The organism is Scandinavium tedordense (assembly GCF_024764965.1).
GTDB lineage: Bacteria > Pseudomonadota > Gammaproteobacteria > Enterobacterales > Enterobacteriaceae > Scandinavium > Scandinavium tedordense.
The window spans coordinates 178,466-201,264 of record NZ_JALIGG010000052.1; the positions used below are offsets into that span (position 1 = coordinate 178,466).

Genomic DNA, 22,799 nt, shown 5'->3' on the forward strand with positions numbered 1-22,799 from the left:
CTGCTACAGTTTATTACGCTTCGTCGCCGAACCAGCAAATATTACGTGCGGCCATGATGAGCTCACCGGCTTTCTCGTCGGTTAAATCTTCAATATCAGCCAGGTCGTCAATGCCCTGATCGGCGAGATCTTCCAGCGTACAAACACCGCGGGCAGCCAGCTTAAATGCCATTGCACGATCGAGACCTTCAAGGTTCAGCAGATCGTCAGCCGGTTTATTATCACCGAGGCTTTCTTCCTGAGCCAGCGCCAGCGTAGTCAGTGCGTTTTTCGCACGTTCACGAAGTGCCTCAACGGTCTGTTCATCCAGTCCGTCAATTTCCAGCAGTTCTTTCATTGGCACATAGGCCAGTTCTTCCAGGCTGGAGAAACCTTCTTCTACCAGCACGGTAGCGAAGTCTTCATCAATTTCGAGATATTTGGTGAAGGTATCGATAGCCGCGTGTGCTTCCGCCTGATGCTTCGCATTCAGATCGTCAACGGTCATTACGTTGAGATCCCAACCGCTCAGCTGAGACGCCAAACGCACGTTCTGGCCGTTACGACCAATTGCCTGCGCCAGGTTGCCCGCTTCTACCGCGATATCCATGGTGTGTTTGTCTTCGTCAACAACGATAGACGCCACGTCGGCCGGAGCCATCGCGTTAATCACGAACTGCGCTGGGTTATCGTCCCACAGCACGATATCGATACGCTCGCCGGCCAGTTCAGTCGAAACTGCCTGAACACGTGCACCACGCATACCTACGCAAGCACCCACTGGATCGATACGCTTATCGTTGGTCTTCACCGCGATTTTCGCACGGGAACCCGGATCGCGCGCTGCCGCTTTGATCTCGATAACTTCTTCACCAATTTCTGGCACTTCAATGCGGAACAGTTCGATCAGCATTTCCGGCTTAGAACGGGTGACGAACAGCTGAGCGCCACGCGCTTCTGGACGTACGGAGTACAGTACACCGCGAATACGGTCGCCTGGGCGGAAGTTTTCGCGCGGCAGCATATCTTCACGCAGGATCACTGCTTCAGCATTGCTGCCAAGATCCAGAGAGATGTTATCGCGGTTCACTTTCTTCACCACGCCGGTGATGATTTCACCTTCGTGTTCACGGAACTGATCAACAACCATCGCGCGTTCCGCTTCGCGGACTTTCTGCACGATAACCTGCTTCGCGGTTTGAGTGGTGATACGGTCGAAGGTCACAGATTCAATCTGGTCTTCAACGTAATCGCCCACGTTCATGCTTTCATCTTCGTAGCGAGCAGCTTCCAGCGTGATTTCACGGGTTGGCAGCGTAACTTCTTCGACCACTACCCAACGACGGAAAGTGTCAAAGTCACCGCTCTTACGATCGATGCTAACGCGAACCTCAATTTCTTGTTCGTATTTTTTCTTTGTAGCCGTTGCCAGGGCGCTTTCCAGCGCTTCGAAAATCTTCTCGCGCGGCAGCGATTTTTCATTGGAAACGGCTTCAACAACAGCCAAAATTTCTTTGTTCATCGGGGCCTTTCACCTCAATCCAGACTGTTAAAAGTGGGGAACCAGGTTCGCCTTCTGGATGTTACTCAGCGCGAACACTTCATCTTTGCCTTCGACTGTAACAGTGATCATCTCACCGTCTACCGCTTTGATAATGCCCTGCCATTTACGACGGTTCTGAACCGCCATGCGCAGGACCAGCGTGACCTCTTCACCGAGGAAACGCGTGTAATGTTCAGCGATGAACATAGGACGGTCGAGCCCTGGTGAGGAGACTTCCAGGTTGTAAGCGACGGTAACGGGGTCTTCGACATCCATGACGGCACTGACCTGGTGGCTCACATCAGCACAATCATCAACATTGATGCCATCTTCACTATCAATATAGATGCGCAGCGTAGATGTGCGACCGCGAATGAATTCGATGCCGACCAGCTCGAAGCCCAGAGCCTCAACCGGCGCTTTAAGCATCTCTGTTAATTTCTGTTCTAATGTGGACAAGCCCACCCCCAAGACGTAAAAAAAGGGCATAAAGCCCAGTTATTCTTTAGTCAGATAACAAAAAACCCCGATAAATCGGGGCTTTAGATAACTGAACCCTACAACCGCAAATGCGGTCTGGAGTACTTTCCGTGAGAATTCTTTCAAATCCAGCGACGAATACGAAGAGTATATTTGAAAAAACTCAAAGGGAAAGTGGTTGCGGGGGCCGGATTTGAACCGACGACCTTCGGGTTATGAGCCCGACGAGCTACCAGGCTGCTCCACCCCGCGCCTGAAACGTGGCATATTTTACTCATTCGGAGCAAAAAATGCAAATACTGCTGGGATTTGGTACCGAGGACGGGACGTAAAACCGGCCTGTAGTATATTGAATTTTCATTGGTTATGTCAACTCATTCATATTGACATTTGATGAAGCATAAAAAACCTGCTGTTATGCATAATGTTATCGGCGATTGCAGGGATTTTTTCCGCTAACACGCATGAATCACTTCCTGTTCCCGAAAAAAGATGATTAAATGAAAACTCACTTATTTTGCATAAACATGCAGTAGCGTAAACACTTACCTCCTCACAGTCTGGCAAGCAGGGTTTTACTTTATGACGACGATTCTCAAGCATCTTCCATCTGGTCAACGTATTGGTATCGCTTTCTCCGGTGGTCTGGACACCAGTGCCGCACTGCTGTGGATGCGAAAAAAAGGGGCGGTCCCGTATGCTTACACCGCCAACCTCGGTCAGCCCGATGAAGAAGACTACGATGCTATCCCACGTCGCGCGATGGAATACGGCGCTGAAAACGCACGCCTTGTCGATTGCCGTAAGCAGCTCGTGGCCGAAGGCATTGCCGCTATCCAGTGTGGTGCATTCCATAACACCACTGGCGGATTGACCTATTTCAACACCACACCTCTCGGACGTGCGGTGACCGGCACCATGCTGGTCTCTGCAATGAAAGAAGATGGCGTCAATATCTGGGGCGATGGCAGTACCTATAAAGGCAACGATATTGAACGTTTCTATCGTTACGGCCTGCTGACCAATGCCGAGTTGAAAATTTACAAACCGTGGCTTGATACCGATTTCATCGACGAGCTCGGCGGCCGTCTGGAAATGTCCGAGTTTATGATTGCCTGCGGTTTCGACTACAAAATGTCGGTCGAAAAAGCCTACTCCACCGATTCCAACATACTGGGCGCGACTCACGAAGCCAAAGACCTGGAATTCCTGAACTCCAGCGTCAAAATCGTGACCCCGATTATGGGCGTTAAGTTCTGGGACGAGAACGTTAAGATCCCGGCAGAAGAAGTCACTATCCGCTTCGAGCAGGGTCATCCGGTGGCGCTGAACGGCAAAACCTTCAACGATGACGTTGAAATGATGCTGGAAGCCAACCGCATTGGTGGCCGTCACGGTCTGGGCATGAGCGATCAAATTGAAAACCGCATCATTGAAGCCAAGAGCCGTGGGATCTATGAAGCTCCGGGCATGGCTCTGCTGCACATTGCCTATGAACGTCTGCTGACCGGTATTCATAACGAAGATACTATTGAACAATATCACGCTCATGGTCGTCAGTTAGGTCGTCTGCTGTACCAGGGCCGCTGGTTCGATTCCCAGGCGCTGATGTTGCGCGATGCACTCCAGCGTTGGGTTGCCAGCGCCATTACCGGTGAAGTCACGCTGGAACTGCGTCGTGGTAACGATTATTCCATCCTGAATACCGTTTCTGACAATCTGACCTATAAAGCAGAACGTCTGACGATGGAAAAAGGTGACTCCGTATTCTCGCCAGACGATCGTATTGGTCAGCTGACCATGCGTAATCTGGATATTACCGATACTCGCGAGAAGCTTCTGGGTTACGCGAAGACCGGCCTGCTGTCCGCCTCTTCCGATAATGGGCTTCCACAGGTAGAGAATCTGGATAACCAGACGAAGAAATAAGACCATCATTAAGGCCGGTTATCCGGCCTTAATTATTTTTGTACCGAAAAAAGATTGCCAAGTCCGGTCTTTTTTCATCCATAAAGCGTGTTTGAGTTTATTTTACCTGTCGGTATCCCTGCGAGTGCATTACCATGTCTTCTATAATTTCTGACGGAAGAAATCGTCATTATTCATGAGGATCTCTATGCACATTACATCACCTATCCGCCCCCAAGAGGCAATAAATCGACTCCTTGAGGCACTTGAACCCTTCGCAACGGCTGTTAATGCGGTTCCAAGAAAAAAATTGAACTGGCATTACAAAGGCAAACAGCAGCTCTGGCTTTGCAAGGACGGGGAAATCTCAATCCTCCGCATGTCCGATGGGCTGCTGATGATTACGGTCTATGAAGGACACATTTTTGGCGTGGCAGAAATTTTGCAGCCAATGCGGGGTCATGTTCTGCGCGCAGAGACCGAATGTTCGCTTTCGCGTATTGATGCCGAAGAAGCACTTCGCATTTTCCGGGAACAAAACCTGTGGGAAGATGTCACATCTCTGCTGGCATACCACACTGCGTATCTTGCTTACCGCGATGCTCTGGTTTTACAGCAGCGAACCTATGCCGTTATTCGCAATCATTTGATGGAAATGATTCTCCTTCCTGAAGATATGCGAATGAGGATTTCGATTCTCGATTATATACAAGACAGGACACATCTCTCGCGCAGCAGTATCTTGAACGTGTTATCAGCCCTGAAGAAAGGGAAATACATTCAATTTATTCGCGGTGGATTTTTGCAGCATATCGAATCTCTGCCAGAGAAATTCTAATTGCTCAGAAACCTTCGGCCAGATAAATAACAGCCGAGGGTTTTTTACATTTCAAAACATCCGCAAATCTCTAGAAAATAAATCGTCTAAAATCCATCCTAGATTTAAATTTAAACTTCTTTAAATTAACAGAAAATAAAAATCATCTATATCTTAGCGACCTACGCTATTCATCAACTTTTAAGTTTTTGACTTCAAAATAGGATTAAGGTTCAAAATGAAAAAGACGCTTGTCGCTCTGATTGTTTTAAACGCGTGCGCAGTTTCTTCCGCATTCGCAGCTGGTAACGCAAATACCTGGTACGCCGGTGCTAAATTCGGTTGGTCTCATTACGCTGACGTCAGCGGCAACAAAGATTTCAACAACAGCCTGGCGGCTTCTAACGATTTCAACGTTGATCACGACAACGTTGGCGGCGGTGTATTTGGTGGTTACCAGATCACTAACTGGCTGGCAGTTGAAGGTGGTTACGACTATCTTGGCAACATGCAGTACAACGGTAACAACGGCGTAAACGGCGCTAAAATGAAGAGCCAGGGTCTGCAGATGTCTCTGAAAACCAGCTACGCGCTGACCGATGACTGGGATCTGTATGGTCGTTTCGGTGCGATGGGTTACCGTGCTGAGACCGACGTTGCCGGTCACAACAAATTCGAAACTGGCGTGCGTCCAGTGGTTGCTGCTGGTACCGAATATGCCTTCACCAAAAACTGGGCTGGCCGTCTGGAATACCAGTGGGTTAGCAACGTTGGCAACTCTAACCAGATCGGTCTGAGCTCAGACGTTCACTCCGTGACTGCTGGCATCGTATATCGCTTCGGCCAGAACGATGACGTAGCACCAGTCGTTGCTCCAGCACCAGCTCCAGAAGTTAAAACCTTCAATCTGAAGTCTGACGTGATGTTCGGTTACGATTCCGCCGCGCTGACTGACGAAGGTAAAGCTGCAATCGACCAGCTGTATAACTCTCCAGAAATGCAAGCTGCAAAAGATAACAACACCACCGTAATCGGCTACAGCGACCGTACGGGTCAGGCTGAATACAACCAGCAGCTCTCTGCACGTCGTGCACAGGCCGTTGCTGACCAGCTGGTAGCCGATGGCATGCCTGCTGCAAACATCCAGACCGAAGGCCGTGGCGCCAGCGATTCTGTAACCGGTAATTCTTGTGACAACCAGTCCGGCAATGCGCTGATCAACTGCCTGTCCCCAGATCGCCGTGTAGTGGTACAGATCTCCGGTCAGTAAGATTTACTCGCGATAGCAAACACTTGATTTATTTGCCCGATCATACGTATCGGGCTTTTTTATATCTGAAGGATCACCCATGCGTATGTTTAAGCTAAAAGCGGCGTTGCTGGTTGCCGCACTCGGCACCACTGCAGCTGCCAATGCATCTATCAATCTCCACGGTGAAGCCGGAGCTGAATTTACTAATCTGTCCGCCAGTTTCGGTGCGACCGATCCTGGCCTGACCTTCAATGGCAACTGGGCCCACAGCGATGACGATGGGGATGCTGCCGGCCTGGGTATGGGTTTCAACCTGCCGTTAGGCCCTGTGTTGTTTACCGTAGGCGGTAAAGCACTGTACCTGAACCCGAAGGACGGTGACGAAGGTTATGCGGTCGCAGTTGGCGGCGGTGCACAGGTTCCTCTGGGTGACTTCATCACCGTGTTTGGCGACTACTACTACTCTCCAGATTCACTCTCCAGCGGCGTGGATGACTATGCCGAAGCGAACGCGGGCGTGCGTGTGCGCGTCATTAAATCGGTGAGTATAGAGGGCGGATATCGCTATATCGATATGGCGGGTAAGAACGGACACCGTGACAACAAATTAGCTGACGGCGCCTATGCCGGTGTTAACTTCAGCTTCTAAATGATTTCAGAGATTGCCGACGACCGGCAATCTCCATTTCGTTCGCCTTTCTCAGGCAGTAGCGCTCAGCGGTTTTAACATCTCATTGATTGCTTTCAATCCCACGACATTCCCTTCTTTACGATAGGTTTCATTCATCGCGGAAATTTGCTCCAATTTAGATAACGCCGCAAATACTCGGTGAGCATCACTGTGAGTATCCAAAATTTCGGATGGACTGACATCATCACCCATATTTGTTTTCAACGAATATTGCAGCTCACTGAGACGTGTTGCGTTGTCTTTATAACAATCCATCAACGTAGCGTTATCCGCTAGCGTACTATTTTGTGCATGGACGACAGGCACCGGCATGTCCTGTATTTCTTTCACAGACGTTAAAGAGGACGAATTGCTGCACGCGGTCAGCATTAATATTCCCGTCAGGGTCACGATTCTGGATATATTCACGACGTCTTCGTTCCTGCATTTGATGTAAAAATAGACGAAGCCGACTTTAGCTATTATTGGAAGAACCCAACAGGAGAGATTTGTTTATAAAAAAACTATGGAATTTAAAAAGACAAAAAAAAAGACGTCTTTCGACGTCTCTTTTCTGGAATATTGGTACCGAGGATGGGACTCGAACCCACAAGCCCGTTAGGGCACTACCACCTCAAGGTAGCGTGTCTACCAATTCCACCACCTCGGTACTGAAATACTTAGTGCGGGATATCGCTGCTCGGCTGTGCCGGTGCTGCTGGCTGAGTCTGCTCCGATTTAGGTGCAGTCAGGTTATCCCACTCGCTTCCTTTGTTGGTCTTATTGGTATTGAGGTTACCCAGTACCAGACTGATGATGAAGAACAGCGTCGCCAGAACTCCGGTCATGCGGGTCATGAAATTACCAGAACCACTTGAGCCAAACAGTGTAGCGGATGCGCCTGCTCCGAAGGAGGCTCCCATATCAGCGCCTTTACCCTGCTGCAGCATGATCAGACCAACAAGGCCAATCGCAACAATAAGGAAAATGACCAGAAGAGCTTCGTACATAATCAACCTGTTCCTTGCGGTACTACCGCATACCAATTGCTTCAACCAAAAGCGGGACGTTTTAATGTTTCCCACTGAAGCGGGTGTGAATACTAACCAAAGCGAATCGGCTTCGCAAGGGCAATTTTGATGCATTGTATCAAGTGCAGAAAAAAACAGCAAAAACCGATCTACAGTTCAACAAAAAGGCGACAACAGCCGCCTTTTTAGACAGTTAACGCGAATTAAACAGCTTTAACTGCATCGGCAATGCGATTGGCAAATGCATTCACCTGCGCCTCGTCTTCACCTTCAACCATGACGCGAATCAACGGTTCAGTGCCCGATTTACGCAACAGGACACGACCACGGCTGCCCAACGCGGCTTCCACGTCTGCCGTTACGCTTTTCACGCTGTCATGCTCCAGTGGGTTTACGCCGCCATCGATGTAGCGGACGTTGACCAGTACCTGCGGGAACATCTTCATGCCACTGCACAAATCTTGCAGAGTCAGATGATTCCGCGCAATCGCCGCCACAACCTGCAACGCGGCTACGATACCGTCTCCGGTGGTGGTTTTGTCCAGCAGGATAACGTGGCCAGAGTTTTCCGCCCCGATGCGCCAGCCTTTTTCCTGCATTTTTTCCAGCACATAGCGGTCGCCCACTTTCGCGCGGGTAAACGGAATGCCTAGCTGTTTAAGTGCCACTTCCAGACCCATATTGCTCATCAGCGTCCCAACCGCACCACCGCGCAGCTGGCCCTGACGCAGCCCTTCGCGGGCGATGATGTAGAGGATCTGATCGCCATCGACTTTATTACCTTCATGGTCAACCATAATCACGCGGTCACCGTCGCCGTCAAACGCGATACCCAAATGGGCTTTTTCTGCCAGCACGCGGGCCTGCAGCGCACGGACATCCGTTGCGCCGACTTCTTCATTGATGTTCAAACCGTTCGGTTCGCAGCCGATGGTGATCACCTGTGCGCCGAGCTCACGGAATACGTTCGGTGCGATGTGGTAGGTTGCACCGTTGGCACAATCGACAACAATTTTCAGCTCGTTAAGGCGCAACTCATTCGGGAAGGTTGCCTTACAAAATTCAATGTAACGTCCTGCAGCATCAACGATTCGGCTGGCTTTACCCAGCTCTGCGGAATCAACACAGGTGAGTTCTTTTTCCAGTTCCGCTTCAATCGCTTCTTCTACGGAATCCGGCAGCTTGGTACCTTCTATGGTGAAAAATTTGATGCCATTGTCGTAGTACGGATTATGGGACGCAGAAATAACGATCCCTGCTTCAGCCCGGAACGTGCGGGTCAGATACGCCACCGCAGGGGTCGGCATTGGACCGGTAAAGGACGCAGAAAGGCCCGCTGCGGCAAGACCCGCTTCGAGCGCTGATTCCAGCATGTAGCCTGAAATACGGGTATCTTTGCCAATGATGACTTTACGCGAACCGTGACGAGCCAGCACTTTACCAGCAGCAAAACCGAGTTTCAGAACGAAATCTGGGGTGATCGGAGAATCGCCCACACGACCGCGAATGCCGTCGGTACCAAAATATTTACGGTTACTCATAGTATTTTTTTTCCCTTGCAGACAGAGTGGCTTCTACCACCCGCATCGCTTCAACTGTCTCTTTCACATCGTGAACGCGAATAATTTGCGCCCCCTGCATCGCGGCAATCACTGCACAGGCCAGGCTGCCGCTCAGGCGCTCTGACGGTCCGACATTCAGCAATTGGCCAATCATCACTTTTCGAGACATTCCCACCAACAGCGGCAGGCCATAATGATGAAGCTCTGATAAGCGAGCAAGCAGCGCGTAATTGTGGGTGAGATTTTTACCGAAACCGAATCCCGGGTCGAGCAACAATTTGTCTTTTGTGATACCAGCAACTTCACAGCGCGCGATATGCTCAATAAAGAAGCGATTCACGTCCGCAAACACGTCGTCATACTTCGGCGCTTCCTGCATGGTTTTAGGCTCACCCTGCATGTGCATCAAGCAGACGGGCAAACCCACTTCGGCGGCAGCCTCGAGCGCACCGGGCTCAGTCAGCGAGCGAATATCATTGATGATATGCGCCCCGACGCGGGCCGATTCCCGAATGACTTCCGGCTTCGAGGTATCAACCGAAATCCACACCTCAAAACGCTGAGCAATTGCTTCTATCACTGGGATTACCCGCGATAACTCTTCGTCGACACTCACCTCTGCCGCACCTGGGCGTGTTGATTCGCCGCCCACATCGATAATCGTCGCACCGGCGTTAATCATCAGGTTGGCGTGTTTTACCGCCTCGACCAAGGTGGTATGCGTCCCGCCATCAGAAAATGAGTCTGGGGTGACGTTCAGGATGCCCATCACATGCGGATAAGCGAGGTCGAGTGTGGTGCCCTGGGCGAAGAGTTTCATGAAGAATCCCTGGTATTGTGAGTGTTAGCAAAATAAAAAAACCCCGGAGCAGTCGCTCCAGGGTTTTCAGTTAAAGCAGCATCATCAACAACGGATAACTTATTTGTCGTCCAGCTGCTCTGACATGGTGTTACCCGGGTTCGGCGTACGCGGTTCATCGACCGGACGCGGAGCACGCGGGGTGCCATTATTGTCAGAATTGTTGCTGCCACCATTACTGTCTTCCCAACCCGCAGGTGGGCGAACATCACGGCGTGACATTAGGTCATCAATCTGCGGCGCATCGATGGTTTCATACTTCATCAACGCGTCTTTCATGGTGTGCAAAATGTCCATGTTCTCATTCAGCAGCTGGCGAGCACGAGCATAGTTACGCTCAATCAGCAGCTTCACTTCCTGATCGATGATACGAGCCGTTTCATCGGACATGTGTTTCGCTTTCGCCACTGAGCGGCCCAGGAACACTTCACCCTCTTCTTCCGCGTACAGCAGCGGACCGAGTTTTTCAGAGAAGCCCCATTGGGTCACCATGTTACGGGCGATGGAAGTCGCAACTTTAATATCGTTGGACGCACCGGTCGACACATGTTCTGCACCGTAAATAATTTCTTCAGCCAGACGACCACCATACAGCGTGGAGATTTGGCTCTCCAGCTTCTGACGGCTGGCGCTGATTGCGTCACCTTCAGGCAGGAAGAAGGTCACGCCCAATGCACGACCACGCGGAATAATCGTCACTTTATGGACCGGATCGTGTTCCGGTACCAGGCGACCGATAATAGCGTGACCGGCTTCGTGGTATGCCGTCGACTCTTTCTGCGCTTCAGTCATCACCATGGAGCGACGTTCCGCACCCATCATGATCTTGTCTTTCGCTTTCTCGAACTCAACCATCGATACGACGCGCTTGTTACCGCGAGCGGCAAACAGAGCAGCTTCGTTGACGAGGTTAGCAAGGTCTGCACCGGAGAAGCCAGGTGTACCACGCGCGATGATTGCCGCGTCGATATCTGGTGCCAGCGGTACGCGACGCATATGCACTTTAAGGATCTGCTCACGACCACGTACGTCAGGCAGACCAACAACAACCTGGCGGTCGAAACGGCCTGGACGCAGCAGCGCTGGATCAAGTACGTCTGGACGGTTAGTTGCCGCGATAACGATGATGCCTTCATTACCTTCAAAGCCATCCATCTCAACCAGCATCTGGTTCAGCGTTTGCTCACGTTCATCATGACCACCGCCCAGACCTGCGCCACGCTGGCGACCTACGGCGTCGATTTCGTCGATGAAGATGATGCAAGGTGCTGCCTTTTTCGCCTGCTCGAACATGTCACGCACACGAGATGCACCGACACCCACGAACATTTCTACGAAGTCAGAACCTGAAATTGTGAAGAAAGGCACTTTCGCTTCACCGGCGATTGCTTTCGCCAGCAAAGTTTTACCGGTACCCGGCGGGCCCACCATCAGAACGCCTTTAGGAATTTTACCGCCCAGTTTCTGGAAACGGCTTGGCTCACGCAGGTATTCAACCAGCTCGGCCACTTCCTCTTTAGCTTCGTCACAGCCTGCAACGTCAGCAAAAGTGGTCTTGATCTGATCTTCGGTTAGCATGCGCGCTTTGCTTTTACCAAACGACATGGCGCCTTTACCACCGCCGCCCTGCATCTGTCGCATGAAGAAGATCCAGACACCAATCAACAGAAGCATTGGGAACCAGGAAATGAAGATTGAAGCCAGCAGGCTTGGTTCTTCAGGCGGTTCGCCCACTACTTTCACGTTCTTGGTCAGCAGGTTATCAAGCAGTTTAGGATCGTTAACCGGAAGGTAAGTCGTGTAACGGTTACTATCTTTCTTGGTAACGTTGATCTCACGTCCGTTGATACGCGCTTCGCGAACCTGGTCCTGATTGACCTCTTGCAGGAAGGTAGAGTAATCCACCTTACGGCCATTTGACTCGCTGGGCCCAAAGCTCTGGAATACTGACATCAGCACGACTGCGATGACCAGCCAGAGTATTAGGTTTTTCGCCATGTCACTCAAGGGATTAACCTCTTATTACAACTGTGTTAATAACAGCGTCAGGTTACTATACATCCGACACAATTCAAACCGCCACCGAAGCGGCAAAGGTTTAAAACGGTCGGGTTATGGTTTTCGCCCGGTCGCTACAATGTACACTTCACGCGAACGTGCACGCGAAGAGTCCGGCTTACGAACTTTAACTTTCGTAAACAGGGAGCGAATTTCCTTAAGGTACTCCTCGAAACCTTCGCCCTGAAACACCTTCACTAAAAAACTACCGCCTGGTGCCAATACATCACGACACATCTCAAGCGCCAGTTCTACCAGATACATGGCACGGGGAATATCCACCGCTGGTGTTCCGCACATGTTTGGAGCCATATCGGACATGACAACCTGGACTTTACTGTCACCCACACGTTCAAGTAATGCTTTCATGACTAATTCATCACGAAAATCGCCTTGAAGGAAGTCCACACCAACGATTGGATCCATTGGTAAAAGATCGCAAGCGATGATGCGGCCACTACCCCCGATCTGTGTCACTGCATACTGTGACCATCCGCCGGGCGCGGCACCGAGATCGACAACTGTCATTCCCGGCTTAAAAAGTTTGTCACTTTGCTGTATTTCATCAAGTTTAAACCAGGCACGGGAACGTAACCCCTTTTTCTGTGCCTGAAGAACATATTTATCGCTAAAGTGTTCCTGGAGCCAGCGACTGGAGCTGGCAGAACGCTTTTTACCTGTCATTTAACATTCCCATCGGGGCAGACCATCATAGTCGGCTGCATAAATTTTAACGGCCGATTTGGCGATAGTTGAGAGATGGCGGTAGAATGAACCGTTTTCAATCCCAACGTAAGCAAAAATATACGATGAATCTGAGTACTAAACAAAAACAGCACCTGAAAGGTCTGGCACATCCGCTCAAGCCGGTAGTTATGCTTGGCAATAATGGTTTGACCGAAGGGGTACTGGCCGAGATCGAACAAGCATTGAGCCACCACGAACTCATCAAGGTAAAAATCGCCTCGGAAGATCGCGAGACTAAAGTCCTTATCGTGGAAGCGATCGTTCGCGAAACCGGCGCCTGTAATGTACAGGTCATCGGTAAAATGCTGGTTCTGTATCGCCCAACAGCAGAGCGTAAAATCTCGCTGCCACGTTAAGAGTAACCTTAATTGAACACATTTGATGTGTAAAACGAGGGGTTTCCGCGGGCAGGTGAGCAAAATGCCACGCTCTTAACGTTGATAAAAGGCCGCTATGCGGCCTTTTTCTTATCTTTACATTGTGTCAACTAAGGGGATTACAGGTAATCCACTTTAATAATTTCGTATTCCACTTCGCCGCCAGGCGTTTGGATTGTCACCACATCGTCTGGCTCTTTGCCAATCAGGCCACGGGCGATTGGGGAGTTTACGGAGATGAGGTTCTGCTTAAAATCAGCTTCGTCATCACCGACAATCCGCCAGCTCGTCTCTTCGTCGCTATCCAGATTCAACACCTGCACAGTCGCACCGAAAATGACGCGGCCGGTTTTCGGCATCTTGCTGATATCGATAACCTGAGCGTTCGAGAGTTTCGCTTCAATATCTTTGATGCGACCTTCACAGAAGCCCTGCTGCTCACGAGCGGCGTGGTATTCCGCGTTCTCTTTCAGATCGCCATGCTCGCGAGCATCGGCAATCGCCGCAATGATTTCAGGGCGACGAACGGATTTCAGGTACTCCAGTTCTTCGCGCAGTTTTTCGGCACCACGTAAGGTCATCGGAATAGCTTGCATGAGTTATACCTCTTTCATCATTCTTTCGGGCACAGCAAGCGCTGCAGCCCTGCACTTCCTTCCGCAGCCCATCAGGGAGCCAGAAGTTAAGCAAAAAGAAAACTGACCCGGAATAAAACGTCCAGGCCAGCGGCAAATTTTCAGTTTGATGCGTATTTTACCCTGAAGTTCACTATGGGTCATCGTTTACTTTACAGGGCGTTGCGCCGTAGTATGGCGTTTTGATTCCAGGTTGTTAGCGCGAGATTATGCGATTTTCCAGACTTATCATCGGATTGACCACCAGTTTAGCCTTTAGCGTCCAGGCCGCGAACGTGGACGAGTATGTCACCCAGCTCCCGGCAGGTGCCAATCTGGCCCTTATGGTTCAGAAAATCGGTGCTAAGGCTCCTGACATAGACTATCACAGCCAGCAGATGGCGTTGCCGGCAAGTACCCAGAAAGTGATCACCGCCCTGGCAGCGTTGCTACAGTTAGGCCCCGATTTTCGCTTTAACACTACCCTGGAAAGTAAGGGTAGCGTTGATAACGGAATTTTGAAGGGTGACCTTGTTGCTCGATTTGGCGGCGATCCGACGCTAAAACGTCAGGATATTCGTAATATGGTCGCCGTTCTGAAAAAATCAGGCGTGCAGAAAATTGATGGCAATGTGTTAATCGACACCTCCATTTTCGCCAGCCACGACAAAGCGCCAGGTTGGCCGTGGAACGATCTGACGCAATGTTTTAGCGCCCCACCCGCTGCGGCCATTATCGACCGCAACTGCTTCTCGGTTTCGCTTTATAGCGCGCAAAAGCCTGGCGATTTAGCATTCATTCGTGTCGCGTCCTACTATCCGGTCACCATGTTCAGCCAGGTACGCACCTTACCGCGTGGCTCAGGCGAAGTGCAGTATTGTGAACTGGACGTCGTTCCGGGCGACCTGAACCGCTTTACGCTTACCGGCTGTCTACCGCAGCGTGCGGATCCGCTACCACTGGCCTTTGCCATTCAGGACGGCGCCAGCTACGCAGGGGCGATTATCAAAAACGAACTTAAGCAGGCGGGTATTACCTATACCGGTACGTTGCTACGCCAGACGCTGACCAATGAGCCGGGTACTGTCATTGCCAGCAAACAGTCTGCCCCATTACACGATTTACTGAAAATCATGCTGAAAAAATCCGACAACATGATTGCTGACACCGTTTTCCGTTCTATTGGCCATGCACGTTTCGGCGTGCCGGGCACGTGGCGTGCAGGTTCTGATGCCGTGCGTCAGATCCTGCGTCAGCAGGCGGGCATCGATTTAGGTAACACCATTATTGCCGATGGATCCGGCCTGTCGCGTCATAACCTGATTGCGCCAGCCACTATGATGCAGGTACTGCAATACATCGCGCAGCACGATACCGAACTCAATTTCATCTCTATGCTACCGTTAGCGGGCTATGACGGCTCTCTGCAGTATCGTGCGGGCCTGCATCAGGCCGGCGTAGACGGAAAAGTCTCTGCGAAGACGGGCTCATTGCAGGGCGTGTATAACCTCGCAGGCTTCATTACCACCGCCAGCGGCCAACGCATGGCCTTTGTGCAGTATCTGTCGGGTTATGCAGTAGAACCCGCCGATCAGCGTAACCGTCGAATACCGCTGGTTCGCTTCGAAAGCCGACTCTACAAAGACATTTATCACAACAACTAAAAACGACAAAGGCTCCCAATGGGAGCCTTTAGCGGGCGGGGTAGCGACTTATTTCTTGTAGATGAATTCTACGCCTTCTTCATCGTCTTCATCCCAGTCGTCCCAGTCTTCATCGTCTTCGTCTTCGACTTCTGTCTCTTCGAGCTGCTGGCGATGATAATCATCCCACATGAACTCGACTTTCTCAGGCTGCTTCTCTTCTTCGGCTTTCGCCACCGGGTTTTCAATGATGAAGGTCATCACGTCCCAGCAAAGATCTTTCACGCCCTGCTGGCTGGCAGCAGAAATCAGGTAGAACTTATCTTCCCAACCCAGCGCTTCAGCGATCGTTTTGGCTTTCTCTTCCGCAGCGTCTTTATCCATCAGGTCGATTTTGTTGAATACTAACCAGCGTGGTTTTTCAGCCAGCTTCTCACTGTATTTTTCCAGCTCTCCCACGATGATGCGCGCGTTTTCGACCGGGTCAGAACCATCAATCGGTTCGAGGTCGATGAGATGCAGCAGAACGCGGCAGCGCTCAAGGTGTTTAAGGAAGCGAATCCCTAAACCTGCACCTTCCGCAGCACCTTCAATCAGGCCCGGAATATCGGCAACAACGAAGCTTTTTTCGTTATCCATACGCACCACGCCGAGGCTTGGTACCAGTGTGGTAAACGGATAGTCAGCCACTTTCGGCTTCGCCGCAGAAACAGCACGGATGAAGGTTGATTTACCGGCATTCGGCATACCCAGCATCCCGACATCAGCCAGCAGCATCAGCTCCAGCTGTAGGTCGCGTTTGTCGCCCGGCGTACCCATTGTCTTCTGACGTGGGGAACGGTTAACGGAAGATTTAAAGCGGGTATTACCCAAGCCGTGCCAGCCGCCTTTACCGACCATCAGACGCTGACCGTGAGTGGTCATGTCGCCCATTGTTTCGCCTGTGCCCTGATCGATAACACGCGTACCGACCGGCACTTTGACAGTGACGTCTTTACCACGTTTACCGGTACAGTCACGGCTCTGGCCATTCTGCCCACGCTCGGCGCGGAAAGCTTTCTCAAAGCGATAGTCGATCAGGGTGTTAAGGTTCTCATCCGCTTCCAGCCAGACATCACCACCGTCTCCACCGTCGCCGCCGTCTGGGCCACCACGTGGAATATATTTTTCACGGCGGAAGCTGACGCAACCGTTGCCGCCATCCCCTGCCACAACCAGGATCGTTGCTTCATCAACAAACTTCATTTTACTCTCCGTAAATCATTCGCCTGAGCGGGGTAGCGCTACAACCGCTTCACGCTTACGCCACCGTCCCCATAGACGATGACCAATGGCGGAATACATCGCGCCCGCAACCACGACAAACGCACCGAGATAACCTATAAGGTTTAGCATCGGTCTGGCGAAGAAATCGGGCCAGGCTATTGATAATAAATCTGAAAATAACAGCGTGAACAGGGGAGTCAACGTGATTAACGCGCTCACCTGTGCCGCCTGCCAGCGCGCCATGGCTTCTGCCAGCGCACCGTAACCCACCAGGGTGTTTAGCCCACAGAAAATCAGGCAGGCAAGCTGCCAGTCGCTCAGCTGGGAAATCACTCCCGGCCTCGCTAGCGGCAGCAATGCTATCGTACATAAAGTGTACAGCAAAAACAGGATCTGCTGTGAGGCCAGTCGTCGCAATAACACCTTTTGTGCGACGCCATAACTCACCCAGACCGTTGCTGCCCCGACGCCAAAGATGACGCCCCAGGTGTAATCCGTCATGCGCGTAAATATTTCCACCAGACTGGTGTTAAAGAACATCACCAGACCGCAGAGCAGCATTATCGCACCAACCACCTGTGTCCCGCGCATCTTCTCTTTGAGGATAACGACGCTGGCAACCATCATGCCTACGGGCGACAGCTGTCCTATCACCTGTGAAGCGGTAGGACTTAAATACTGCAGGGACGAACTGAACAGAATAAAGTTTCCGAACAACCCACCGGTGGCAATGGCGAGCAGCACCAGCCAGCGTGGCTTACGGAAAAGCTGCAGCGGTGGCAGCTTGCCTTTTATGGCGAGAATCGAGCCGAGGCCGATACTGGCCATCAGAAAGCGGTAGAACACGATAGTCGGAGGCTCCATCACCTCCAGCACCTGCTTCATTGCAATTGGCAACGCACCCCAACATATTGCGGTGGTGAGCGCCAAAAGAATACCAATGCCCGCCTGCTGTTTCATGCCCGTTTATCCCTGTACGAAATTTACCGGACTTCTAATGTAAAAAGCCCCGCAACACGTTGCGGGGCTTTCATCCGTTACCGGACCGAAAAACTTACTCAGCAACGATGCTGATGTATTTACGGTTGTTCGGGCCTTTAACTTCGAATTTCACTTTACCGTCTGCTTTAGCAAACAGAGTGTGGTCACGGCCACAACCAACGTTGTTGCCAGCGTGGAATTTAGTACCACGTTGACGAACGATGATGCTACCTGCCAGAACTGCTTCGCCGCCAAAGCGTTTTACGCCCAGACGTTTAGCTTCTGAATCGCGACCATTTCGAGTTGAGCCGCCAGCCTTTTTATGTGCCATTTAATCTACTCCTCAGGTCTTAGGCGCTGATGCCAGTAATTTTCACATCAGTGAACCACTGACGATGGCCTTGCTGCTTACGGTAGTGCTTACGACGACGAAACTTAACAATCTTAATTTTCTCGCCACGACCGTGTGCAACAACTTCAGCTTTGATTACACCGCCATCAACGAAAGGAACGCCGATTTTGATTTCTTCACCGTTTGCGATCATCAGCACTTCAGCGAACTCAACAGCTTCGCCGGTTGCGATGTCCAGCTTTTCCAGGCGAATGGTCTGACCTTCGCTTACTCGGTGTTGTTTACCACCACTTTGGAAAACCGCGTACATATAAAACTCCGCTTCCGCGCACATCTTCGTGTGATTCAGAGTGCGCTATAAATATTCACAATAGGGCGCGAATATTACGCAAAACGTGAGCCTTTGACAAGTAGGATCATCAATCAATGCAGAAAAAAAACACAACGCACACGGTGACGTTTATCTGCGTCGTTTTTTCAGTACAATCAGGACTACAATTGTAACCCAGACTCCTCGTTATCCCTTATGGATAAGCGGTAAATAGGACATAAAGCCCGGCTTTTGCGATGAATTTAGAAAAAATCAATGAGTTAACCGCGCAAGATATGGCGGGTGTCAATGCGGCAATCCTTGAACAGCTCGACTCTGACGTCCAACTGATCAATCAGTTAGGGTATTACATCATCAGCGGAGGCGGAAAACGCATTCGTCCAATGATCGCGGTACTGGCAGCACGCGCTGTCGGCTATCAGGGGAACGCTCACGTTACCATCGCAGCGCTAATTGAGTTTATTCACACAGCGACGTTGCTGCACGACGACGTGGTGGATGAATCCGACATGCGCCGAGGCAAAGCCACGGCCAACGCTGCATTTGGCAACGCAGCCAGCGTTCTGGTAGGCGACTTTATCTATACTCGCGCATTCCAGATGATGACCAGTTTGGGGTCGCTCAAAATCCTTGAAGTGATGTCTTCGGCGGTGAACGTCATTGCGGAAGGTGAAGTCCTGCAGCTGATGAACGTCAACGACCCGAACATCACCGAAGAAAACTATATGCGCGTGATTTACAGCAAAACTGCGCGCCTGTTCGAAGCGGCATCACAGTGCTCTGGCCTGCTGGCTGGCTGTTCTGATGAGCAGGAAAAAGGTCTTCAGGATTATGGACGCTACCTGGGTACCGCGTTCCAGTTGATTGACGATCTCCTCGACTACAGCGCCGACGGTGAAACGCTCGGTAAAAACGTGGGCGATGACCTGAACGAAGGCAAGCCGACACTGCCTCTGCTGCACGCCATGCGCAACGGTACGCCGGAACAAGCGGCGATGATTCGCCAGGCAATTGAGGATGGCAACGGTCGGCATTTACTGGAGCCTGTTCTCGAAGCGATGGCCGCCAGTGGATCGCTGGAATGGACGCGTCAGCGCGCCGAAGAAGAAGCGGATAAAGCAATCCAGTCTCTGCAATGCCTGCCTGATACCCCATGGCGCGAAGCACTCATCGCACTCGCCCATATTGCTGTTCAACGCGACCACTGATCACGTCCCGCGCACTGCGCGGGAACGTTCCAATAAAATCCTCTCCTGCCCCACCACCTTGATTTAATCCGAATATCGCTTCCTCTTACTTGAACTTTTTAGAACTTCATCGCTTTCAGCGTTATAGTACGCCCGCCACCAGGCGAAGGTGGTTTGTTTATCAACAGGGAGAAAGTATGGATAAATTTATCGACTGGCATCCTGCAGATATCATTGCCGGATTGCGCAAACAAGGAACATCACTGGCAGCAGAGTCGCGTAAAAATGGGCTTAGCTCGTCGACGCTGGCAAATGCCCTCACCCGACCCTGGCCAAAGGGGGAGGCAATCATTGCGGCAGTGTTAGGCACCGAGCCATGGATTATATGGCCATCGCGCTACCACGATAGAATCACGCATGAATTTATCGACAGAACGCAGCAGATAAGACAGACGAAGAAGAAGTAAAACCGATATGCACCCCCGAGTCTTGCTGACGCGGGGATGCCTTAGCAGGAAGCGAAATTATTCGCCTTTGATACGCTCGATAGTCGCACCCAGCGCACGAAGTTTGGCTTCGATGTGCTCGTAACCACGGTCGATGTGGTAAATACGCTCCACGATGGTGGTGCCTTCCGCGATACAACCTGCCAGGACCAGACTTGCAGACGCCCGCAGATCGGTAGCCATGACCTGCGCCCCGGACAGTTTCTCCACACCGTGACAAATCGCCGTGTTGCTTTCGATTTCAGCATGCGCGCCCATACGGATCAATTCCGGCAGGTGCATGAAGCGGTTTTCGAAAATGGTTTCGGTTACAACACCGGTGCCTTCAGCGACCAGGTTCAGCAGGGTGAACTGGGCCTGCATGTCAGTCGGGAAGCCCGGGTGCGGCGCAGTACGCACGTTCACCGCCTTTGGACGCTTACCGTGCATGTCGAGGCTAATCCAGTCTTCACCAACGTCGATATCCGCACCCGCTTCACGCAGTTTTGCCAGCACCGCATCCAGCGTATCCGGCTGCGCGTTGCGACAAACAATTTTTCCGCCGGAAATAGCCGCAGCCACGAGGAAAGTGCCAGTTTCGATACGGTCAGGCAGAACGCTATAAACGCCGCCGCCCAGACGCTTAACGCCTTCGATAGTGATGCGATCGCTACCCTGACCGGTGATTTTCGCACCCAGAGCATTGAGGAAGTTGGCGGTATCAACGATTTCCGGCTCACGCGCGGCGTTTTCGATGATAGTGGTGCCTTCAGCAAGCGTTGCTGCGCTCATGATGGTCACAGTGGCGCCTACGCTCACTTTGTCCATCACGATGTGCGCGCCTTTCAGGCGACCGTTTACAGACGCTTTGACATAACCTTCTTCCAGTTTGATCTCTGCACCCAGTTGCTCAAGGCCGGTTATATGCAGGTCAACAGGACGAGCACCGATAGCACAACCACCAGGCAAAGAAACCTGACCCTGACCAAAACGTGCCACCAGCGGACCCAGTGCCCAAATGGACGCGCGCATGGTTTTCACCAGCTCGTAAGGGGCGCAAAACACGTTAACGTCGCTGGCATCAATCCACACGGAACCGTTACGCTCAACTTTGGTTCCCAGCTGGCTCAGCAGCTTCATGGTGGTATCGATATCTTTCAGCTGCGGTACGTTTTTAATCTCAACCGGCTCTTCAGCCAGCAGTGCTGCGAAAAGGATCGGCAGTGCCGCATTTTTGGCGCCGGAGATGCTCACTTCGCCCTGGAGACGTGAAGGCCCCTGTACACGAAATTTATCCATTCGTTCAAATCTCTTTTAAAATTCACCTGTGTAACGGGCGGTTACCCGTTACTTAAAAACCGTTAAGTTTGCGATCGCGTGCCCACTCATCTGGGGTATACGCCTTGATCGACAGGGCATGAATGCGGTTATCAGCAATATATTCCATCAGCGGAGCATAGACGGACTGCTGTTTTTTTACCCGACTCATTCCCGCAAACAGTTCGCCCACGGCAATAACCTGAAAGTGACTGCCATCGCCAGAGACGTGGACTTCCTGAAGGGAGAGTGCGTTCATAAGCACTGTCTGAATTTCATGATTTTCCATGGGATAATTTCATCTGATAGTGAAAACAGCCCAACATCTTAGAGGAAAGTGTCGCTGTCTTAAACAAGCAAAAAGCCCCGACGCACAAAACGTAGAGGCTTTTCAGAGTAATACATTGAATAATTTAGGGGATCAGATCGGGCGGCAGATTATAAAGTTGTACAAGGGTGTTCATCTTTTCACTTTTGCCAACGATGCTGATCGTCGAACCCTGCTGGCGAGCCTGGGCGACCAGATGCATCAGCATCGCCACACCGGCCGTATCCACGCGAGTTATGTCGCTCAGGTCGATGGTATCGACGCCCTGCATCACCTCTTTCTTCACGTCCCAGAGAGGAACCAGAAAATCCTGATCTAATTCCCCCTGCAATAGCAGTCGTCCGCCTTCACGCGTCCAGCGTAATGAGTCGGTCATTATTTTTTCTGTTCCAGCGTAATCGGCTGTTTAGAAATCGCCTGCAGCTGCGAGGTCAGACCATCAATACCTTTAGTACGCAGCAGATCGCTCCACTCATTTTGTTTGGTGGTAATCATGCTGATACCTTCAGCAATCATGTCAAACGCCTGCCAGTTACCCGTTTGGGTGTTTTTACGCCACTGGAAGTCGAGGCGAACCGGTGGACGACCGTTAGGGTCAACGATTGTGACGCGGATAGGCAGAATAGTGGCATCGCCCAGCGGTTTCTCAGGGGCAATCTGATAGGTCTGACCGTGGTACATCGCCAGCGCCTGGCCATAAGCCTGTTTCAGGTATTCATGGAACGCGGCAAAGTAAGCTTCACGCTGTGCCGGGGTTGCATCCCGGTAGTAGCGGCCTAAAACCAGCGCACCCGCGTATTTCACCTGCACATACGGCAGCAATTCCTGATCAACAATCTGACGCAAATAGTCAGGATTGGAACGAATCTGTGACTGTTCATTTTTGAGGCGGGTAAAGGTTTTCTGTGCCGCCTCATTCATCAGGCTATACGGGTTGGATTGATCCGCCGCCGTAGCCGCCGTCAGTGGGGCAATGACCAACATGGCAACCATAAGTAAGCGTTTAAACATG

At 51.3% G+C, this 22,799-nt stretch carries 25 protein-coding genes and 2 tRNA genes; 8 read left to right on the plus strand and 19 right to left on the minus strand.

Annotation, left to right across the window (positions count from 1 at the left end):
• Positions 1-13: 13 nt before the first annotated feature.
• The 3 genes from nusA to MUU46_RS07215 form a co-directional block, all read right to left on the minus strand.
• Complete coding sequence (nusA, locus tag MUU46_RS07205) at positions 14-1,501, minus strand: transcription termination factor NusA (RefSeq protein WP_258965202.1); 1,488 nt, start codon at positions 1,499-1,501, stop codon at positions 14-16.
• Between the two features lie 27 nt (positions 1,502-1,528).
• Positions 1,529-1,981, minus strand: a complete 453-nt coding sequence (rimP, locus tag MUU46_RS07210; protein WP_159760211.1) for a ribosome maturation factor RimP — start codon at positions 1,979-1,981, stop codon at positions 1,529-1,531.
• Positions 1,982-2,177: 196 nt separating this feature from the next.
• Positions 2,178-2,254, minus strand: a tRNA-Met gene (locus MUU46_RS07215).
• A 330-nt stretch (positions 2,255-2,584) separates the two neighbouring features.
• On the opposite strand from MUU46_RS07215, the gene argG reads away from it, so the two are divergent.
• The 4 genes from argG (at position 2,585) to MUU46_RS07235 (ending at position 6,628) form a co-directional block, all read left to right on the plus strand.
• Positions 2,585-3,931 (plus strand): argininosuccinate synthase, encoded by a 1,347-nt coding sequence (gene argG, locus MUU46_RS07220; RefSeq protein WP_258965203.1) that lies wholly within the window; start codon positions 2,585-2,587, stop codon positions 3,929-3,931.
• 187 nt (positions 3,932-4,118) lie between these two features.
• Positions 4,119-4,748: a winged helix-turn-helix transcriptional regulator gene (locus tag MUU46_RS07225; protein WP_258965204.1), complete on the plus strand. Its 630-nt coding sequence runs from the start codon at positions 4,119-4,121 to the stop codon at positions 4,746-4,748.
• 217 nt (positions 4,749-4,965) lie between these two features.
• Positions 4,966-5,997 (plus strand): porin OmpA, encoded by a 1,032-nt coding sequence (ompA, locus tag MUU46_RS07230; protein ID WP_159760217.1) that lies wholly within the window; start codon positions 4,966-4,968, stop codon positions 5,995-5,997.
• 79 nt (positions 5,998-6,076) lie between these two features.
• Entirely contained in the window at positions 6,077-6,628 is a 552-nt protein-coding gene (locus tag MUU46_RS07235; RefSeq protein WP_258965205.1) for a YfaZ family outer membrane protein, read from the plus strand.
• A 51-nt stretch (positions 6,629-6,679) separates the two neighbouring features.
• Here MUU46_RS07235 and MUU46_RS07240 read toward each other — a convergent pair whose 3' ends face one another.
• The 7 genes from MUU46_RS07240 to rlmE all read right to left on the minus strand — a co-directional run bounded on the left by MUU46_RS07240 (position 6,680) and on the right by rlmE (position 12,843).
• Entirely contained in the window at positions 6,680-7,078 is a 399-nt protein-coding gene (locus tag MUU46_RS07240) for a KPN_03583 family lipoprotein (protein ID WP_159760221.1), read from the minus strand.
• A gap of 154 nt (positions 7,079-7,232) precedes the next feature.
• A tRNA-Leu gene (locus MUU46_RS07245) sits at positions 7,233-7,319 on the minus strand.
• A 10-nt stretch (positions 7,320-7,329) separates the two neighbouring features.
• Positions 7,330-7,659 carry a preprotein translocase subunit SecG gene (gene secG / locus MUU46_RS07250; RefSeq protein WP_159760223.1) on the minus strand — a complete coding sequence of 110 codons (330 nt, stop codon included), beginning with the start codon at positions 7,657-7,659 and terminating at the stop codon, positions 7,330-7,332.
• 224 nt (positions 7,660-7,883) lie between these two features.
• Positions 7,884-9,221 carry a phosphoglucosamine mutase gene (gene glmM, locus MUU46_RS07255; RefSeq protein WP_159760225.1) on the minus strand — a complete coding sequence of 446 codons (1,338 nt, stop codon included), beginning with the start codon at positions 9,219-9,221 and terminating at the stop codon, positions 7,884-7,886.
• Complete coding sequence (folP, locus tag MUU46_RS07260; RefSeq protein WP_258965206.1) at positions 9,214-10,062, minus strand: dihydropteroate synthase; 849 nt, start codon at positions 10,060-10,062, stop codon at positions 9,214-9,216. Before folP ends, glmM begins: the two co-directional genes overlap by 8 nt.
• Before the next feature lie 99 nt (positions 10,063-10,161).
• A complete protein-coding gene (gene ftsH / locus MUU46_RS07265) occupies positions 10,162-12,099 on the minus strand; it encodes an ATP-dependent zinc metalloprotease FtsH (protein ID WP_159760229.1) in 1,938 nt (645 codons plus the stop codon).
• Between the two features lie 114 nt (positions 12,100-12,213).
• A complete protein-coding gene (rlmE, locus tag MUU46_RS07270) occupies positions 12,214-12,843 on the minus strand; it encodes a 23S rRNA (uridine(2552)-2'-O)-methyltransferase RlmE (RefSeq protein ID WP_110510564.1) in 630 nt (209 codons plus the stop codon).
• A gap of 125 nt (positions 12,844-12,968) precedes the next feature.
• On the opposite strand from rlmE, the gene yhbY reads away from it, so the two are divergent.
• Positions 12,969-13,262, plus strand: coding sequence for a ribosome assembly RNA-binding protein YhbY (yhbY, locus tag MUU46_RS07275; protein ID WP_258965207.1), 294 nt, complete (start codon positions 12,969-12,971; stop codon positions 13,260-13,262).
• Positions 13,263-13,402: 140 nt separating this feature from the next.
• Here the strand turns inward: yhbY and greA are convergent, their stop codons facing one another.
• The gene (gene greA, locus MUU46_RS07280) at positions 13,403-13,879 is read right to left on the minus strand and encodes a transcription elongation factor GreA (protein ID WP_159760231.1); all 477 of its coding nucleotides are present in this window, start codon (positions 13,877-13,879) and stop codon (positions 13,403-13,405) included.
• Between the two features lie 248 nt (positions 13,880-14,127).
• On the opposite strand from greA, the gene dacB reads away from it, so the two are divergent.
• On the plus strand, positions 14,128-15,561 hold the full coding sequence (gene dacB, locus MUU46_RS07285) for a serine-type D-Ala-D-Ala carboxypeptidase (protein WP_258965208.1): 1,434 nt from the start codon (positions 14,128-14,130) through the stop codon (positions 15,559-15,561).
• A gap of 48 nt (positions 15,562-15,609) precedes the next feature.
• On the opposite strand, the gene cgtA is transcribed toward dacB, so the two are convergent.
• From cgtA to rplU, 4 genes are all read right to left on the minus strand, one after another.
• Entirely contained in the window at positions 15,610-16,785 is a 1,176-nt protein-coding gene (gene cgtA, locus MUU46_RS07290) for an Obg family GTPase CgtA (RefSeq protein WP_258965209.1), read from the minus strand.
• Positions 16,786-16,800: 15 nt separating this feature from the next.
• Positions 16,801-17,766, minus strand: a complete 966-nt coding sequence (locus MUU46_RS07295) for a DMT family transporter (RefSeq protein ID WP_159760237.1) — start codon at positions 17,764-17,766, stop codon at positions 16,801-16,803.
• A 94-nt stretch (positions 17,767-17,860) separates the two neighbouring features.
• Complete coding sequence (gene rpmA / locus MUU46_RS07300; RefSeq protein WP_110510570.1) at positions 17,861-18,118, minus strand: 50S ribosomal protein L27; 258 nt, start codon at positions 18,116-18,118, stop codon at positions 17,861-17,863.
• Between the two features lie 19 nt (positions 18,119-18,137).
• Entirely contained in the window at positions 18,138-18,449 is a 312-nt protein-coding gene (gene rplU, locus MUU46_RS07305) for a 50S ribosomal protein L21 (protein WP_034459723.1), read from the minus strand.
• Between the two features lie 257 nt (positions 18,450-18,706).
• On the opposite strand from rplU, the gene ispB reads away from it, so the two are divergent.
• Together ispB and sfsB are read left to right on the plus strand one after the other, a co-directional pair.
• Positions 18,707-19,678: an octaprenyl diphosphate synthase gene (gene ispB / locus MUU46_RS07310; RefSeq protein WP_159760239.1), complete on the plus strand. Its 972-nt coding sequence runs from the start codon at positions 18,707-18,709 to the stop codon at positions 19,676-19,678.
• A gap of 176 nt (positions 19,679-19,854) precedes the next feature.
• The gene (sfsB, locus tag MUU46_RS07315) at positions 19,855-20,124 is read left to right on the plus strand and encodes a DNA-binding transcriptional regulator SfsB (protein ID WP_159760241.1); all 270 of its coding nucleotides are present in this window, start codon (positions 19,855-19,857) and stop codon (positions 20,122-20,124) included.
• A gap of 57 nt (positions 20,125-20,181) precedes the next feature.
• Here sfsB and murA read toward each other — a convergent pair whose 3' ends face one another.
• From murA to mlaC, 4 genes are all read right to left on the minus strand, one after another.
• The gene (gene murA / locus MUU46_RS07320; protein WP_159760243.1) at positions 20,182-21,441 is read right to left on the minus strand and encodes a UDP-N-acetylglucosamine 1-carboxyvinyltransferase; all 1,260 of its coding nucleotides are present in this window, start codon (positions 21,439-21,441) and stop codon (positions 20,182-20,184) included.
• 52 nt (positions 21,442-21,493) lie between these two features.
• Complete coding sequence (ibaG, locus tag MUU46_RS07325) at positions 21,494-21,748, minus strand: BolA family iron metabolism protein IbaG (protein ID WP_159760245.1); 255 nt, start codon at positions 21,746-21,748, stop codon at positions 21,494-21,496.
• Positions 21,749-21,872: 124 nt separating this feature from the next.
• Positions 21,873-22,163 carry a lipid asymmetry maintenance protein MlaB gene (mlaB, locus tag MUU46_RS07330; protein WP_258965210.1) on the minus strand — a complete coding sequence of 97 codons (291 nt, stop codon included), beginning with the start codon at positions 22,161-22,163 and terminating at the stop codon, positions 21,873-21,875.
• Positions 22,163-22,798 carry a phospholipid-binding protein MlaC gene (gene mlaC, locus MUU46_RS07335; protein ID WP_159760249.1) on the minus strand — a complete coding sequence of 212 codons (636 nt, stop codon included), beginning with the start codon at positions 22,796-22,798 and terminating at the stop codon, positions 22,163-22,165. The genes mlaB and mlaC overlap by 1 nt, the downstream gene beginning before the upstream one ends.
• Between the last annotated feature and the right edge of the window lies 1 nt (position 22,799).